The sequence below is a fragment of the Streptomyces sp. NPDC085900 genome (assembly GCF_044540925.1).
Classification (GTDB): domain Bacteria; phylum Actinomycetota; class Actinomycetes; order Streptomycetales; family Streptomycetaceae; genus Streptomyces; species Streptomyces gilvifuscus.
In genome coordinates this window covers 20,108-36,562 of record NZ_JBITSP010000001.1, presented here as the reverse complement: position 1 = coordinate 36,562, position 16,455 = coordinate 20,108, and the positions used below count along the sequence as shown (strand labels likewise).

13 protein-coding genes are annotated in these 16,455 nt (G+C 71.4%); 7 read left to right on the top strand and 6 right to left on the bottom strand.

Annotated features, from left to right (window positions below):
• Positions 1–90 precede the first annotated feature (90 nt).
• The gene (locus ACIGDI_RS00150) at positions 91–504 is read right to left on the bottom strand and encodes an organic hydroperoxide resistance protein (RefSeq protein ID WP_399888281.1); all 414 of its coding nucleotides are present in this window, start codon (positions 502–504) and stop codon (positions 91–93) included.
• A gap of 96 nt (positions 505–600) precedes the next feature.
• On the opposite strand from ACIGDI_RS00150, the gene ACIGDI_RS00145 reads away from it, so the two are divergent.
• On the top strand, positions 601–1,113 hold the full coding sequence (locus tag ACIGDI_RS00145) for a MarR family winged helix-turn-helix transcriptional regulator (RefSeq protein ID WP_399888278.1): 513 nt from the start codon (positions 601–603) through the stop codon (positions 1,111–1,113).
• On the opposite strand, the gene ACIGDI_RS00140 is transcribed toward ACIGDI_RS00145, so the two are convergent.
• Positions 1,108–2,619 (bottom strand): glycosyltransferase family 39 protein, encoded by a 1,512-nt coding sequence (locus tag ACIGDI_RS00140; protein WP_399888275.1) that lies wholly within the window; start codon positions 2,617–2,619, stop codon positions 1,108–1,110. The genes ACIGDI_RS00145 and ACIGDI_RS00140 overlap by 6 nt on opposite strands.
• A 113-nt stretch (positions 2,620–2,732) precedes the next feature.
• Here ACIGDI_RS00140 and ACIGDI_RS00135 point away from each other — a divergent pair, with 113 nt between their 5' ends.
• Both ACIGDI_RS00135 and galE read left to right on the top strand, forming a co-directional pair.
• Positions 2,733–3,998, top strand: a complete 1,266-nt coding sequence (locus ACIGDI_RS00135) for a glycosyltransferase 87 family protein (RefSeq protein WP_399888272.1) — start codon at positions 2,733–2,735, stop codon at positions 3,996–3,998.
• Positions 3,999–4,065: 67 nt separating this feature from the next.
• On the top strand, positions 4,066–5,046 hold the full coding sequence (gene galE / locus ACIGDI_RS00130; protein ID WP_399888269.1) for a UDP-glucose 4-epimerase GalE: 981 nt from the start codon (positions 4,066–4,068) through the stop codon (positions 5,044–5,046).
• 71 nt (positions 5,047–5,117) lie between these two features.
• Here the strand turns inward: galE and ACIGDI_RS00125 are convergent, their stop codons facing one another.
• A complete protein-coding gene (locus ACIGDI_RS00125) occupies positions 5,118–5,744 on the bottom strand; it encodes a TetR/AcrR family transcriptional regulator (protein WP_399888266.1) in 627 nt (208 codons plus the stop codon).
• Between the two features lie 296 nt (positions 5,745–6,040).
• Here ACIGDI_RS00125 and ACIGDI_RS00120 point away from each other — a divergent pair, with 296 nt between their 5' ends.
• Together ACIGDI_RS00120 and ACIGDI_RS00115 are read left to right on the top strand one after the other, a co-directional pair.
• Positions 6,041–6,958 (top strand): ABC transporter permease, encoded by a 918-nt coding sequence (locus ACIGDI_RS00120; RefSeq protein ID WP_399888263.1) that lies wholly within the window; start codon positions 6,041–6,043, stop codon positions 6,956–6,958.
• Between the two features lie 25 nt (positions 6,959–6,983).
• Positions 6,984–7,820 (top strand): ABC transporter ATP-binding protein, encoded by an 837-nt coding sequence (locus tag ACIGDI_RS00115; protein WP_399890426.1) that lies wholly within the window; start codon positions 6,984–6,986, stop codon positions 7,818–7,820.
• A 75-nt stretch (positions 7,821–7,895) separates the two neighbouring features.
• Here the strand turns inward: ACIGDI_RS00115 and ACIGDI_RS00110 are convergent, their stop codons facing one another.
• Positions 7,896–12,842, bottom strand: a complete 4,947-nt coding sequence (locus ACIGDI_RS00110; RefSeq protein ID WP_399888260.1) for an NAD-glutamate dehydrogenase — start codon at positions 12,840–12,842, stop codon at positions 7,896–7,898.
• 543 nt (positions 12,843–13,385) lie between these two features.
• Here ACIGDI_RS00110 and ACIGDI_RS00105 point away from each other — a divergent pair.
• Positions 13,386–13,952, top strand: coding sequence for a DJ-1/PfpI family protein (locus ACIGDI_RS00105; RefSeq protein WP_399888257.1), 567 nt, complete (start codon positions 13,386–13,388; stop codon positions 13,950–13,952).
• 144 nt (positions 13,953–14,096) lie between these two features.
• Here ACIGDI_RS00105 and ACIGDI_RS00100 read toward each other — a convergent pair whose 3' ends face one another.
• Together ACIGDI_RS00100 and ACIGDI_RS00095 are read right to left on the bottom strand one after the other, a co-directional pair.
• A complete protein-coding gene (locus ACIGDI_RS00100; protein ID WP_351800112.1) occupies positions 14,097–14,762 on the bottom strand; it encodes an HAD hydrolase-like protein in 666 nt (221 codons plus the stop codon).
• Between the two features lie 64 nt (positions 14,763–14,826).
• A complete protein-coding gene (locus ACIGDI_RS00095) occupies positions 14,827–15,342 on the bottom strand; it encodes a DUF6912 family protein (RefSeq protein ID WP_272174234.1) in 516 nt (171 codons plus the stop codon).
• A gap of 312 nt (positions 15,343–15,654) precedes the next feature.
• Between ACIGDI_RS00095 and ACIGDI_RS00090 the strand changes: the two genes are divergently transcribed.
• Positions 15,655–16,347 (top strand): Rv3235 family protein, encoded by a 693-nt coding sequence (locus ACIGDI_RS00090; RefSeq protein ID WP_399888253.1) that lies wholly within the window; start codon positions 15,655–15,657, stop codon positions 16,345–16,347.
• Positions 16,348–16,455: the final 108 nt, after the last annotated feature.

The following is a 16,455-nucleotide window of genomic DNA, read 5'->3' as shown; positions in this document are numbered from 1 at the left end:
TCGGCCAGGCCGGGACAAATGTCGCGTTTCGCTGAACGCGTCGACCCGCCCCGGCGGTGCCGGTGCGGGTCGGTCGGCGTGCGGAGGGACTTACTCGATGACGAGGTCGACCTCGACGTTGCCGCGCGTGGCGTTGGAGTACGGGCAGACCTGGTGGGCGGTCTCCACCAGCTTGCGGCCGGTCGCCTCGTCCAGGCTCTCCGGCAGCTCGATGCGCAGCGTCACCTTGAGGCCGAAGCCCTCGCCCTGCTTGCCTATGCCGACCTCGGCGGTGACGGCGGCGTCGCTGACGTCGACCTTGGCCTGGCGGCCGACGAGACCGAGGGCGCTGCCGAAACAGGCGGCGTAACCGGCGGCGAACAGCTGCTCGGGGTTGGTGCCCTCGCCGTTGCCGCCCAGCTCCACCGGCGGCGCGAGCTTGACGTCGATCTTGCCGTCGTTGGTGAAGGCGCGACCGTCGCGGCCGTGGGTGGCGGTGGCGACAGCGGTGTAGAGCGAGTCCATGGATGACCATCCCTCTCGAAGTCTTGTTCCGGCGGCTCTGGTGGCGGCCGCCTCACGACCACAAGTAGAGCACACAATTCAATTGTGCACAACTAAATGGCGGACAAGGGCTATCCTGGACCCATGAGCACCTCGCCGACTCCTGCACCCGCGGCCGACTGGCTCCGCCTCGACCAGCAGATCTGCTTCTCCCTGCACGCCGCCTCGCGCGCCTTCGGCGGCCTGTACCGCGTGGTCCTCAAGGACCTCGGGCTCACCTACCCGCAGTACCTGGTGATGCTGGTGCTGTGGGAGCACGGCGACCAGCCGGTCAAGAAGCTGGGCGAGCACCTGCGTCTGGACTCCGGCACCCTCTCCCCCCTGCTCAAACGGCTGGAGGCGGCGGGCCTGGTACGACGTGAGCGCAGCGCCCGCGACGAGCGCTCGGTGGAGGTACGGCTCACCGAGGAGGGCTCCGCCCTGCGTGAGCGGGCGCTGGAGGTGCCGCGGCGCATCGTCACGGCCACGAGCTTCGACGTGGACGAGATCCGCGCCCTGCGCGCCCGCCTCGACGAACTCACCACCGCCCTGGACGAGGCCGCCGTGGAGGCGGCACGGGACGGCTCATAGCCGCGGGCGGCGGACGTACAGCCCGAGGGTGATCCGGCCGCTCGCGAACCCCTCGACGTGGGTGAAGTGCTCCTCCACGGCGTCGAGCTTGAGCCGGTCGACCGGGTCGCTCGGCACCCAGCGCGACTTCAGGACGTATCCGGGGGCGACGACCCACACCCGGTCCACCGAGGCGAGCCTGCGCCGCAGCTCCCCGGGCGGCGCCTCCAGGCCGCTGAGCGTCCCGGACCGGGCCCCGGACTCCGCGAGCGCGACGTCGCGGGCCCGCCCGAAGCCCTTCGGGTACGCCTGCGCCCCGACCCGCCAGAACGACGGCAGGAAGAGCACCGCGTCCCCGGGGCGGGCCTGGCGGGCGACGGCTGCCGAGACGGCGGCGAAGTTCTCGGGACGGTGGTCCGGGGAACGGTTCTCCCGCTGCAGGGGAAGTGAGGCGACGAAGACGAACGCGACGGCCACGACGCCGCCGAGGGGGACGAGACGGCGCACCGGCCGGCGCGGCACGCGTGGCAGCAGGCGCCCGGCGACCGTCACGAGCCGGTCGGCACCGGCAGCCACCAGCAGGGGCGCCCCGGCGAGCGCGTAGAGGACGTACCGGTCGTCGTAGAGGGGCTGGATCTGCGAGACGAGCAGCAGGACCGCCGGCGGCAGCACCAGCAGAGGCAGCGCGACCGCCGCGAGCCGCCGGGCGGTCAGCCCCACGGCGGCCAGCAGCACGCACCCCCAGAACACAGGTCCATCCGGGGCGGCGGCGAAGGACCGGCCCAGGACCTCCACCTGCGGCCACCCGGGCGTCCGCAGCCACGACACCTGCCCCGACTGTCCCTCGGACACCCAGGCCAGCGGCAGCAGGACGACGACCACCGCGCCCGCGGCACGCCCCCAGCCGGACCACACCCGGCGCCCCACCCGCGCCAGGACCAGCGTCGCCGCGTGCGCGAGGAGCACCAGGACCGCCAGCTCGTGCAGCAGGCAGGTCACCGCGAGCAGGCTCGCGTACGGCCACCAGGGGTGCTCGCGCGGCTCCCGCAGGGCCCGCACCAGCAGCAGGGTCGCGCCCGCCACGCCGGCCGAGACGAGCGCGTACGAGCGGCCCTCCTGGGCGTAATGGCCGGTCATCGGGGTGACGGCGTAGAGCAGCCCGGCCCACAGACCGACGCGCGGCCGGACCAGCCGGGTGCCGAGCGCCGCCACCAGGCCGGCGGCCGCGGCGGCCCCGCACACCGAGGGCAGACGCAGGACGACCTCGCCGGGATGGACGGCGAGGACGAGGTGCATGAACAGGTAGTAGAGGCCGTGCACGGCGTCGACGGTGTGCAGCAGCTGCCAGATCTGCGGCACGGTACGACGCGCCACGAGATAGCTGACGCTCTCGTCGCCCCACATCCCGCCCCGGTCGACGCCCCACAGCCCGAGTACGAGCATCAGGGCCGCCGGCAGCGCCACGGCAGCGGTCTCCGCCCGCGTCCACCGGCGGGAGCGCGCCCGCCGCGAAACCTCGCTCTCCATACAGCAGCTAACGTTCGTCACGCAGCCGAGTTTGTGGTGTTGGCAAGCTCTTACCGACGATTGACGGTGTATTAGCACGCATACACCATTCGCCCGGCTTACCATCCGCGGTGATGAATGCCGCGCCGAACCCCCTCAGGAAGCACCCGCGCCTCGTCCTCGCCACCGGCTGGCTCGCCACCCGGGCCGCGATGCTGTGGCTCCTCACCCACGACCAACTGCCCGCCCTCGGCCGGGGAACGGTGGCCCGGGAGGTGTGGCGGCTGTACCACCACTGGTACGACGTCCTCACGCTGGGCACCTTCCCGACGCACGACCCGCTCTGGCAGTACCCGCCCGGCGCCGGCGCGGTCCTGCTCTCGCCCGCGCTGCTGCCGGGCCTGACGTACTTTCAGGCGTTCGTGGTCCTCACGCTGGCCGCCGACGCCGCGACAGCCCTGGCGCTGACCCACGCGGGCCGCCGCCGCAACCGCAGCTTCCTCGGCGCCTGGGTGTGGGTGGGCGGCCTGCCGCTGCTGCTGCACGTCCCGCTCGTCCGTTACGACGTCCAGGTCACGGCGCTCGCCGTCATCTCCCTGTTGACGATGTCGCGCTCCACGCGTGTGTGCGGAGTGTTCGCGGCGCTGGGCGCCGTGGTGAAGGTGTGGCCCGCGCTGGTGCTGCTGGGCACGCCCAAGGGGCCGACGACGCGCTCGGCGTGGTCGTGGGCCACCGGGGCGGGAGCCGTCGCGCTGGGCGTGTTCGCGGTGCTGTTCGCCCACCCGTTCTCGTTCCTGCGGGAACAGGGCGGCCGGGGCGTGCAGATCGAGTCGCTGGGCGGCACCGCGCTCTCCCTCGCCACGCACGCCGGGTGGCCGGGAAAGGTGCGCTACCAGTACGGCGCCATGGAGTTCACCGGCCCCTACGTCCGCAGCGTCGCGTACGCGTCCCTCGCGCTCACCGCGGTCGCCTTCGGGCTGCTGCTCCTGTGGCGGCTGCGGGCCCGGCGCTGGACGCCCGCCACGCCGTACGACGCCGCCTTCAGCGCCGTACTGCTCTTCACCGTCACCAGCCGCGTCATCAGCCCGCAGTACATGATCTGGCTGCTCGGGCTGGCCGCCGTGTGCCTGACCTCGCGGCACACCGTGCAACGCCCCGTGGCCGCCCTGGTCGTGGCGGCGACCGCGGTCAGCGCCGTCGCCTATCCGGCCCTCTACCACCAGGTGATGGCCTGCACCTGGACGGGCTGCGGGCTGATGCTCGTACGCAACGGCCTGCTCGCTGCGGCCGCCGTGCTGTCCTTCACGCGCGTGTGGCGCTCCACCACGCCCCCGGCGCCCGTCCCCGCACCCGTCGTGTCCCCCGACACCCAGGGCGTCGGCTCACCCGTCCCCGTGTGACGCTCCCGCCTGCTTCACTGATACGCGGGACAGGACCACGCACCGAGGGACGAGGGGACGACCGCACATGACCTGGCTGATCACCGGCGGCGCCGGGTACATCGGGGCGCACGTCGTCCGGGCGATGGCGGAGGCGGGCGAGCGGGCCGTCGTGTACGACGACCTGTCCACCGGCGTCGCCGCGCGCGTGCCGGAGGGGGTGCCGCTGGTGGTGGGCTCCACGCTGGACGGCGAGCGGCTGGCGCACGCCCTCGCCGAGCACGAGGTCACCGGTGTCGTGCACCTGGCGGCGAAGAAGCAGGTCGGCGAGTCGCTGGACCTGCCCCTGCACTACTACCGGCAGAACGTGGAGGGCCTGCGCGTCCTGCTGGAGGCGGTGACGACGGCGGGCGTCCCGTCCTTCGTGTTCTCCTCGTCCGCCGCGGTGTACGGCATGCCGGACGTGGACCTCGTCACCGAGGAGACGCCCTGCGTCCCGATGTCCCCGTACGGGGAGACCAAGCTGGCCGGCGAGTGGCTGGTCCGCGCGACGGGCCGGGCGACCGGCCTCGCCACGGCCTCGCTGCGCTACTTCAACGTGGCGGGCGCGGCGGCCCCGGAGCTGGCCGACATCGGCGTCTTCAACCTCATCCCGATGGTCTTCGAGAGGCTCACCGAGAACGCTCCCCCGCGCATCTTCGGCGACGACTATCCGACCCCCGACGGCACCTGCGTACGCGACTACATCCACGTCGTCGACCTCGCCGAGGCCCACGTGGCCGCCGCCCGCGCGCTGCGCGCCGCCCCCGGCCGCGACCTCACGCTCAACATCGGCCGCGGCGAAGGCGTGTCGGTGCGCGAGATGATCGACCGCATCAACGCCCTCACCGGCTACGACCGCCCCCCGACGGTCACCCCGCGCCGCCCCGGCGACCCGCCCCGCGTCGTCGCCTCCGCCGACCGCGCCGCCACCGACCTGGCCTGGAAGGCCAAGCACGACGTCCAGGACATGATCCTCTCGGCCTGGGAGGGCTGGGTACGCCTCCACCCGGAGGCGGCGCGAAGCTAGCGCGAAGCCGCAGGGGTACTGCTACCGGGCCACCGGCCGGCACCCGGCGGTGTTGAGGGACAGCAGCGTGCTCACAGCGCCTTGACGGCCTGCGCGGTGGCCCGGGCCAGGGCGTCCAGGTACCCCTTGGGGAGCTTGGGGCTGCGGATGACCACCGACCGCCAGTACAGGGGGCCGGAGATCACGTCGAGGGCCAGCTCGTCGTCGAAGCCCGCGCGGATCTCGCCGCGCTGCTCGGCCGCCACCAGGATCTTGAGCGCCACGCCCTCCTGGCCCTCCCGCAGCGTCTTCTGCATGGCCTCGGCGATCTCCGGGTTGCGGGCCGCCTCGGCCTGCAGGTCCGGGATGATCTGCGAGGCCACCGGGTGGCGCAGGGCGCGGGAGGTGACCTCGTACAGCAGGCGCAGGTCGCCCTCCAGGGAGCCGGTGTCGGGCGCCGGCAGGCCCATCACCGCGAGCGCCGAGACGACGTCGAGGACCAGGTGCAGCTTGGACTTCCAGCGGCGGTACACGGCCGTCTTGCCGACGCCCGCGCGGCGCGCGATGCCCTCGATCGACATGCGCGCGTAGCCGACGGCCGCGAGTTCCTCGAAGACGGCCGCCCGGATGGCCTCCGTCACGTCCTCCCGGAGCACGGCCGCTCCGGCGGGGGTCCGGCGGCGCGGACGCGTCTGGGGCTCGTCGGCGTTCGTCGTCATGCGGTCCAGCATAGGGCGTTGCGACGATACGGTCCCGTCCCCACGCAGAGCGTCACGACGGAACGGTCTCGTGGCGGCGGGCCGCGTCGCGACGAAACAGCCCCGTCCCGGCGCAACACGTCACGACGAAACGGTTGCGTTCCGACGCCCACTCGGCCTACGCTCACGTTGCGACGATACGGTCCCGTCCCGACGTAAGAGAACGTGAAGAGAAGCGTAAGGAAACGCGGGGCAAAGGGACACGGCGTCACAGAGCTTTCCAGCGCCACCCCCTCCCCCGAGCGAAAGCACCGGATGTGAGCCAGGTCCTCCACACACCGCCCTCGACGCCGGCCACGACCGACGTCGACCTCGCGGCCCTCGCCGCCCGCCACGGCCTCACGGTCAGCGGTGCCCGCCCCTCCCTGCCCGAGTACGTCCGGCAGCTGTGGGCCCGGCGCCACTTCATCACCGCGTTCGCCACCGCCAAGCTCACCGCGCAGTACAGCCAGGCGAAGCTCGGCCAGGTCTGGCAGGTCATGACACCGCTGCTGAACGCGGCCGTGTACTACTTCATCTTCGGCGTCCTGCTGCACACCAAGAAGGGCGTGCCGGACTACATCCCGTTCCTGGTCACGGGCGTGTTCATCTGGACGTTCACGCAGAGCTCGATCCTGACCGGCACCCGCGCGATCTCCGGCAACCTCGGCCTGGTGCGCGCCCTGCACTTCCCCCGGGCCGCCCTGCCGATCTCCTTCTGCCTGCAGCAGCTGCAGCAGCTGCTGTTCTCCATGGCCGCCCTGGTCGTGATCCTGCTCTGCTTCGGCGTCCCGGTCTCCGCCTCCTGGGTGCTGGCGATCCCGGCGCTGGTCCTGCAGTTCTGCTTCAACGCCGGCTTCGCGATGATCATGGCCCGGATGGGCGCCAAGACCCCGGACATCGCCCAGTTGATGCCGTTCGTGCTGCGCACCTGGATGTACGTCTCCGGTGTCATGTGGAACATCGACAAGCTGACCGGCCAGCACAGCGGCCTGCCGAGCTGGGTGAACCCGGTGCTCAAGGCCCAGCCCGCCGCCGTGTACATCGACCTGATGCGCTACGCCCTCATCGACAGCTTCCACGCCAGGCAGCTGCCGCCGCACGTGTGGCTGCTGGCGGCCGGGTGGGCCCTGGTCCTGGGCGTCGGTGGCTTCATCTACTTCTGGAAGGCTGAGGAGACCTACGGCCGTGGCTGAGCAGACCTTCGAGATCACCGACCGGATCCCCGCCGGCACCGTGCCCACCGACACCGTGCCCGGCGACCTGATCCCGACGATCGTCGTCGACGGCGTCGACATCGTCTACCGTGTCAACGGCACCGGCGCCGGCAGGGGCTCCGCCACCGCCGCCCTCAACCGCATGCTGCGCCGTCAGCAGGCCGAGCAGGCCTCCGGCGTGCGCAAGGTGCACGCCGTCAAGAAGGTGTCGTTCGTCGCCTACAAGGGCGAGGCGATCGGCCTCATCGGCACCAACGGCTCCGGCAAGTCGACCCTGCTGAAGGCGATCGCGGGTCTCCTGCCGGTGGAGAACGGCCATATCTACACCCACGGCCAGCCCTCCCTCCTCGGCGTCAACGCGGCCCTGATGGGCGATCTGACCGGCGAGAAGAACGTCTTCCTCGGCGGTCTGGCGATGGGCATGTCCCGCGAGGAGATCAAGGACCGCTACCAGTCGATCGTCGACTTCTCCGGCATCAACGAGAAGGGCGACTTCATCACCCTCCCCATGCGGACCTACTCCTCCGGCATGGGCGCCCGTCTGCGCTTCTCCATCGCCGCCGCCAAGGACCACGACGTCCTCCTCATCGACGAGGCGCTCGCCACCGGCGACCGGTCCTTCCAGAAGCGCTCCGAGGAACGCATCCGCGAACTGCGCCAGCAGGCGGGCACGGTGTTCCTCGTCAGCCACAACAACAAGTCGATCCGCGACACCTGCGAACGCGTGCTGTGGCTGGAGCGCGGCGAACTGCGCATGGACGGCCCGACCGAGGAGGTCATGGCGGCGTACGAGGAGTTCACCGGCGGCGCCGACAAGCCCAAGCCGAACAAGGCCGCCTGAGCCGCCGTACGAAGAAGGGGCGCCCGAGCCGAACCGGCCCGGGGCGCCCCTTCGTCGTGGAGGACCTGCCTCCGACTACGAGTGGGTCCGCAGCAGGGTGCGCATCGTCCGCATCGCCACCGACAGGTTGGCGAGGTCGAACGTCTCCGAACCCTGGATCTCCTCCAGCGTGGTGCGCGCCCGGCCGAGGATCGCCGCGTTCTTCTCCTCCCAGGCCTTGAAGCGCTGCTCGGGGGTCGAGGTGCCGTTGCCCACCGCCAGGACGTCCGCCGTCAGCGCCGCGTGCGCCGCGAAGAGGTCCTCGCGGATGGAGGCGCGGGCCATGGACTGCCAGCGGTCGGCGCGCGGCAGCTCGATGATGCGGTCCATGAGCTGGGCGATGTGCAGCCGGTCGGCGAGGTCGTAGTAGACCTCGGCGACGTCCATGGGGTCCCGGCCCATGCGGTCGCCGATCGAGACGATGTCCAGCGCCGGGAAGGCGGAGGAGAACCCGGCCACGCGCGTGGCCAGTTCGTCCGGAACGCCGGCGTCCGTCAGCTCGTCGTAGATCTTCTGCCACCACTCCAGGTCCGCGCCGCGCAGCAGCTTCGGCAGTTGCTGCCAGACCTGCTCGACCCGCTCGGCGAAGAACTCGACCGTCTCGGCGAGCTGCAGCGGCTGCGGCCGGTTGTTGAGCAGCCAGCGCGTACCGCGCTCGACCAGGCGGCGGGAGTGCAGACGGATACGGGTCTGCACGGCGGCCTCGACCCGGTTGTCCAGCTCCTCGACCGCGTCCCACACCGGGGCTGAGCAGAAGATCGCCCGCGCCGCGGTCTGCGCCCGCACGATCTCCTCCAGCGAGGCACCGGTCTCCTCCCGCAGACGGTGCAGATACGTCGTACCGCCCGTGTTGACCGTGTCGTTGACCAGCACGGTCGTGATGATCTCGCGGCGCAGCGGGTGACTGTCGATGAACTCGGGGAACTGCTCGCGCAGCGCCGTCGGGAAGTACGCGTGCAGCAGCCCGCGCAGGTACACGTCGTCCGGCAGGGACGTGTGCAGCAGCTCGTCGGCGACCGTGATCTTCGTGTACGCCAGCAGGACGGCCGTCTCCGGGCTCGTCAGCCCCTGCGCGGCGCCGAGGCGTTCGCGGATCTGGCGGTCGGTGGGCAGGAACTCCAGCGCCCGATCGAGGTGCCCCTCGCGCACCAGGTGGCGGATGAACCGCTGCTGGGCGTGGAGCATGTCCTTGGACTGGGCGAGGGCGTTGGCGAGCGCCGTGTTCTGCGCGTAGTTGTTGCGCAGGACCAGCCGGCCGACCTCGTCGGTCATCTCGGCGAGCAGCTTGTTGCGCTGCTTGACTGTCATGTCGCCCTCGGTGACCAGGCCGTTGAGCAGGATCTTGATGTTCACCTCGTGGTCGGAGGTGTCGACGCCCGCGCTGTTGTCGATCGCGTCCGTGTTGATCTTGCCGCCGTGCCGGGCGAACTCGATCCGGCCGAGCTGGGTCAGGCCCAGGTTGCCGCCCTCGCCGACGACCTTGACCTGCAGGTCGGCGCCGTCGACGCGGATCGGGTCGTTGGCCTTGTCGCCGGCGTCCGCGTGGGACTCGGTGGACGCCTTGACGTACGTACCGATACCGCCGTTCCACAGCAGGTCCACCGGCGCCTGCAGGATGGCGCGCATCAGGTCGGCCGGGGTCATCTTGGAGATCTTGCCCTCGATGCCCAGGGCCTCGCGGATGTGCGAGTTGAGCGGGATGGCCTTGGCGGTACGCGGGAACACGCCGCCGCCGGCCGAGATCAGCTCGGTGTCGTAGTCGGCCCAGCTGGAGCGCGGCAGCTCGAAGATGCGGCGGCGCTCGGCGTAGGAGGTGGCCGCGTCCGGGTTCGGGTCGATGAAGATGTGCCGGTGGTCGAAGGCGGCGACCAGGCGGATGTGCTCGCTGAGCAGCATGCCGTTGCCGAACACGTCGCCGGACATGTCGCCGATGCCGACGACCGTGAAGTCCTCGCTCTGCGTGTCGACGCCGAGCTCGCGGAAGTGCCGCTTGACGGACTCCCAGGCACCGCGGGCGGTGATGCCCATGCCCTTGTGGTCGTAGCCGGCCGAGCCGCCGGAGGCGAAGGCGTCGCCGAGCCAGAAGTTGTACTTCTCGGCGACCCCGTTGGCGATGTCGGAGAAGGTCGCGGTGCCCTTGTCGGCGGCGACGACGAGGTAGGTGTCATCCTCGTCGTGCCGGACGACATCCTGCGGGGGCACGACCTCGCCCGCGACCATGTTGTCGGTGATGTCGAGCAGGCCGGAGATGAACATCTTGTAGCTGGCGATGCCCTCGGCCAGCCACGCGTCCCGGTCCACCGCCGGGTCCGGCAGCTGCTTGGCGACGAAGCCGCCCTTGGCGCCGACCGGCACGATGACGGTGTTCTTCACCATCTGCGCCTTGACCAGGCCGAGGATCTCGGTGCGGAAGTCCTCACGCCGGTCGGACCAGCGCAGACCGCCGCGGGCGACCTTGCCGAAGCGCAGGTGCACGCCCTCGACGCGCGGCGAGTAGACCCAGATCTCGAACGCCGGGCGCGGCGCGGGCAGGTCGGGGATCGCCTGCGGGTCGAACTTCATGGAGACGTAGTCGTGCGGCCTGCCGCCCGCGGCCTCCTGGAAGAAGTTCGTCCGCAGGGTCGCCTTGATGACGGTCAGGAAGGACCGCAGGATCCGGTCCTCGTCGAGGCTCGCGACCTGGTCGAGCGCCGCGTCGACCTCTTCGAGGAGGGCGTCGACGATCTCGTGGCCCGCGCGCTGCCGGTCCGGCGACATCCGCGCCTCGAACAGGGAGACGAGCAGCCGGGTGGTGTGGACGTTGTTGCGGAGGGTGTCCTCCATGTAGTCCTGCGAGAACGTCGAGCCCGCCTGCCGCAGGTACTTGGCGTACGCCCGCAGCACCATCGCCTGCCGCCAGTTCAGGCCGGCGCTCAGCACGAGGGCGTTGAAGCCGTCGTTCTCGGCCTTGCCGGTCCAGGTGGCCGCGAAGGCGTCCTGGACGCGCTCGCGGGCATCGTCGCCGAGGTAGTCTCCGCTGCCGTTCTGCGTCCGGGGCATGCGCAGGCCGAAGTCGTAGATCCAGGCGGTGGTGCGGTCCGCGCAGCGCAGTTCGTACGGCCGCTCGTCCGTGACCTCGACGCCGAGCCGGCTGAGGACCGGCAGCACCGCGGACAGGGAGACGGCTTCGCCCCGGCGGTAGATCTTGAACCGGCGCTCCTCCGGCGCAGCGCCCACCGGCTCGTACAGGCTGAGCGAGAAGTCCTGGCCGCTCTGCTCCTGGGCCTCGCTGAGCTGCTCCAGGTGGACCAGGTCGGCGACCGCGGCCCGCGGGGTGTGGTCGGCCTTGTAGCCCTCGGGGAAGGCGTTGTTGTAGCGGCGCAGCAGCTCGGCGGCCTTCTCCTCGCCGCACTCGGCGTTCAGCGCCTCCGCGAAACCGTCGGCCCAGGAGCGTGCGGCCTCCACCAGGCGCGCCTCGATGCGCTCCTTGTCGGTGTCCGACAGCTCGGGCAGCTCGGTGCCCTGCGGGACGCGGACCACGAAGTGCAGCCGGGAGAGGATCGACTCGGTGTTCCAGGCCGTGAAGTCGACGCTGATGCCGCCGAGCTCCTCCTTGAGGATGTCGATGATCCGCAGGCGCACACCGGTGGTGTAGCGGTCGCGCGGGAGGTAGACGAGGGCCGAGTAGTAGCGGCCGTACTCGTCCTGGCGCAGGTAGAGGCGCAGTCGCCGGCGCTCCTGCAGGTACAGCACGGACGTGACGATGGACTGCAGTTCGTCGGCCGGCGTCTGGAAGAGCTCGTCGCGCGGGTAGGTCTCCAGGATCTGCAGCAGGTCGCGGCCGTCGTGGCTGTTGGGCGAGAACCCGGCGCGCTGCAGCACCTCGTCGACCTTGCGGCGGATGACGGGGACGCGGCGCACGGACTCGGTGTACGCGGCGGAGGAGAACAGGCCGAGGAAGCGGCGCTCACCGACGACGTTGCCCTGCTCGTCGAACTTCTTGACGCCGATGTAGTCCAGGTACGACGGCCGGTGCACGGTGGCGCGGCTGTTGGCCTTGGTGAGGATGAGGAGCTTGTGCTCGCGGGCCTTGGCGCGGGCGTCGGCGGGCAGCCGCTCGAAGGACGGGCTGACCGGGTGGCCCTCCTCGCCCGCGTGGTGCGGGTCGGAGCGCAGGATGCCGAGGCCGGTGCCGGGGACGGCGGCCAGCGAGTCGTCCTCGCGCAGCTGGTACTCGCGGTAGCCGAGGAAGGTGAAGTGGTCGGCGGCCAGCCAGCGCAGCAGCTCGCGGGCCTCCTCGATCTCCTGCTCGCGCAGGTCGGACGCGATGGGCTCGGCGGGCAGTTCCTCCGCCATGCGCAGCGCGGCGTCGCGCATCTTGTCCCAGTCCTCGACGGCCTCACGGACGTCGGACAGGACCCGCAGCAGGTCGGCGGTGATCTGCTTGAGGTCCCCGCGGTCGGTCTCGCGGTCGATCTCGACGTGGATCCAGGACTCGACGTGCGCGTCGTGCGGCAGAGCGCCGCCCGGCTTCGCGGGGAGCACCTCGATGAGTTTGCCGGCCACATCGCGGCGGACGAAGACCTGCGGGTGGATGACGACGTGGATGCCACGCCCCTGCCGGGTCAGCTCGTTCGTGACGGAGTCCACGAGGAAGGGCATGTCGTCGGTGACCACCTCGACGACCGAGTGGCTGCACGTCCACCCGTTCTCCTCGACCGTGGGCGTGTGGACCCGCACGCTGGCCGTGCCCTGGGGGCGGTTCTCGGCCAGCCGGTAGTGCGAGAGCGCGGCCCCGAAGACGTCGACCGGGTCGCGGCCGCTCAGGTCTTCCGGAGCGGTGTGCAGGTAGTAGCGCTGGAGGAACGCGAGCACGGTCTCCCGGTCGGGCGTGCTCCCGTCCGCCGTCCCGGTCGGTAGGTGCCCCCCGACCGGGCTGTTCTCAGCTACCCGAGCAGCCCTCTCCAGCAGCTCGGCCTTGGCTTCGTCCAGCTTGGTCTGCATTGTCCTCTGGCTCCTGTCGCGCGCCGTTGCGTGACGTAGAAGGAAGTACGGTCTCTTCCCCTGCGGCTCGTCGCCACGGCCCGGGTTCTCCGGTCTGCTCCGACGCTATGCCGCAAGGTGAGATGGGCGGGGGGTTATCAGCCATTCTCGACGCGCCCGTGGGATGTGACGCTGCTCTCGGCATCGCCTGTTCCAGGGGTGTGTACGGCGTCCTGGGGACCCTTGCGATCCCGTCCCGCCCGCGAAGACCAGCGACCGCCGCCCGGCCACGGAGGTGTTCCGTGCTCGTCGGGCGCAGGGCAGGGGCGACGTTGCCCCCGCGAGCTATCGCGCTGATCACGCCACCAAGGCTATCGCTCCTTACAGGGGGCCCGTCATGAGCCGTATGTGTACAAAACCCGGTGGGGAACTTTGACGTTCTGCACAGGGGCGAAACGCCTCACAAGACACTAGAGACCACCTTTCCCCTTCTTCCCGCACTGCCTCGCCTTCCCCGGTGCGGACCCCCTTGGCAAGCGCGCCCGACGGAGGCACGTTGCCGACATGACAGCCAAAATCCTCATCGTCACCGGCGACGCGGCCGAATCGCTCGAGGTCCTGTACCCCTACCAGCGCCTGCGCGAGGAGGGCTACGAGGTCCACATCGCGGCCCCGGCCCGCAAGAAGCTGCGGTTCGTCGTCCACGACTTCGAACCCGGCTTCGACACCTACACCGAGAAGCCCGGCTACACCTGGCCCGCCGACCTGGCCTTCTCCGAGGTCGAACCCGGCCAGTACGCGGCCCTGGTCATCCCCGGTGGCCGGGCCCCCGAGTACCTGCGCAACGACCCCGAGCTGCGCAAGATCCTCAAGTCCTTCTTCGACGCCGACAAGCCGATCGCCCAGATCTGCCACGGTCCCCTGCTCACCGCCGCGGTCGACGGCCTCCGCGGCCGCCGCGTCACGGCCTATCCGGCGCTGGAACCGGACATGCAGTCCGCCGGCGCCGACTTCCAGGACGCGGAGGCGGTGGTGGACGGCACCCTGGTGTCCGCACGGGCCTGGCCGGACCATTCGGCCTGGATGCGGGAGTTCCTGACGGTGCTGAGGGCCAAGGCACCGGTGACATGACCTCGGCACCGGTGGTGTGACATCGACGCCGGTGGCGTGTTCTCGGCGCCGGTGGCGTGTTCTCGGCGCCGGTGGTGTGACATCGACGCCGGTGGCGTGTCCTCGACGCCAGTGGCATGACCTCGGCCGTGGTGTCGTCGGCGGTCAGGCGGCCAGCCGCTCCGCCTCCACGACCGCCTCCGCCAGGGTGTCCACCACCGGCACGCCGACCTCCTCGAGGCTGGCCCGTCCGTGCGAGCCGCCGGTGTAGAGCACGGCCCGCGCGCCGACGTGCATCGCGGCCACCGCGTCGTCCGCGGCGTCGCCGATCACCACCGTCCGCCCGGGATCGACCCCGCGCAGCGACGCCAGGTGCCGCACCATGTGCTCGGCCTTGCTGCCGCCGGACGGGCCGGTGCGCCCGTCGACGCGTATGAAGTGGGCCTCGATCCCGAAGCCGCGCACCAGCGGCACCAGCTCGTCATGCACGTACATGCTCAGGATCGACTGGCTGCGCCCCGCCGACGTCCACCCGGCGAGCAGTTCCACCGCTCCCTCGGCCAGCCCGCATCTCACCCGGTGCTCGGCGTAGTACCGGTGGAAGACCTCGTCCATGAGCTCCCACTCGGCGTCCGTCGGCAGCCGTCCCAGCAGCCGCTCGTAGAACTTGGGCACCGGCACGCAGTACAGCGCCCGGTACTGCTCCATGGTGATCGGCTCCAGGCCAAGCTCGGCGAACGCGGCGTTGGTCGCCCCGATGATCGCGTCGTTGTCGTGGAACAGCGTCCCGTTCCAGTCCCACACGATGTGTGCCCCTGCTTGCTTCCCCATGCAGAAAACCTACCCGCCGCCACTGACAATCAAGAGGCCGCCCGGTCGAGGAGAGCGGAAGCGCTCAGTCCGCGAGCCCCACCAGGTTGGGGATCTCCTGCGTCGCGTACCACAGCAGCTCGTGGTCCTCGGCGCCGTCCACCACGAACTGCGCGTCGTCGTCCCCGCCGTCGGCCGCCTCCAGCGCCGCGGCCGCCGCGGCCACGTCCGCCTCCGCGTCGTCGAGGTCGACGTGCACGGCGGCCGCCTTGGCCAGCGCCACGGTTCCGGTGACCCGCACCTCGCCCAGCGCCGCCGGGTCGAGCCCGCGGTCGGGGTCGGCGGACGCGGCACCGTCCGGCACGTCGACGGCGACCACGACCCGGCGGCGCGCGGCGCCGGGGTCGGCGGCCAGCAGCCGCAGCGAGGCCAGCGCGGCACGGTTCAGCGCCGCGTACTCCAGTTCCTCGATGTCGTCGGACAGGTACCACTCGCGCAACGCGGGCGTGACGGCGTACGCGACGAACGGTCCACTGGCCAACTCACCCGTCTTGTACGCCTCGGCGAGCCCGGGGAGGGTCAGGGGGACGTAGACGCGCATGGTTGGCCGCTTTCCTGTTCGTCGGGGTCGGAGGACCTTCCGGAGGGCCTTCAGGATACGCGCGGGGGTCCCCTTTCGAGTTCCCCACCGTGACGCCCGGGCCGTCGACCCGCGTCCCGCGATTCACCCGCCGCCTCCGCGCGAACACGGGCCCGAGGGCCTCTCGATCACCCTGATAGGTGAAGTTTCCGCCCGCCCCGACGCGGACGAGACCTTCCTTGCCGCCGCCCACCGCGACCCCGTACAAGATCCCCAACGCCAAGTTACCGACCGGTACCGGCGGTCTCGCGAACCGAGGAAACGGGGACTTCCATGCACAAGGTCATGACCAGGACCGCCCAGCGCCGTCCGGGCTCCCGCCCGCCGGCCCGCCAGGACTCCCGCCGCCCCGCGGGCGCCCCGCCCCGCACTCCGGGCGGCAGTCCCGCGCGCACCGCACCGGGAGAGGGCCGCCCACCCCGCCCCCGCGCCACCGGCACCGGGCCGGGCGACTCCCGCCCACCCACGGCCCCGGCCACCGCCGCCGCCACCCTCACCCGCACCACGGCCGGCACCGCACCGGCCCCGAACTCCCTGTCGAACCCCATTGCCCAGGACCAGCCCGACACCGGCACCCCCTCCCCCACCGTCCCCGCCCAGGCGCGCCGCCTGCCCCCTGCCCAGCCCCGTCCCAGCGATGTCTTCGCCGACCTGCTCCTCGCCGTCCTGAGCGGTCAGCGGCCGGTTCACTCGATGCTCCGGCACACCGCGGGCCGTGCCTACGACGAACTGGCCTGGCTCGCCGAACGCGGTCCCCTGCGCGCCCGCGGCACACGCCCGGTCGTCCGCGACATCGGCTACTACGAAGCGCGTCCCGGCGCCGTCGAGGTCTTCGCCCGCATCGGCGCGGGCGACCAGCTGCGCGCCATGGCGTTCCGCCTGGAACGGGGCCGCGACCTGCGCTGGCGCTGCACGGCGGTGGAACTGGGCGGCGCCCGGCCGCCGCTCCCGGCCGACGACGCCTGACCCCGCGGGCACCGAGTACGCCGAAGGGCCGGGTCACCCTGGGGTGACCCGGCCCTTCAAGCCGCTACGGCGCCGCCGGCACCGTCAGGTGCCGCCGTACAGCCGCTT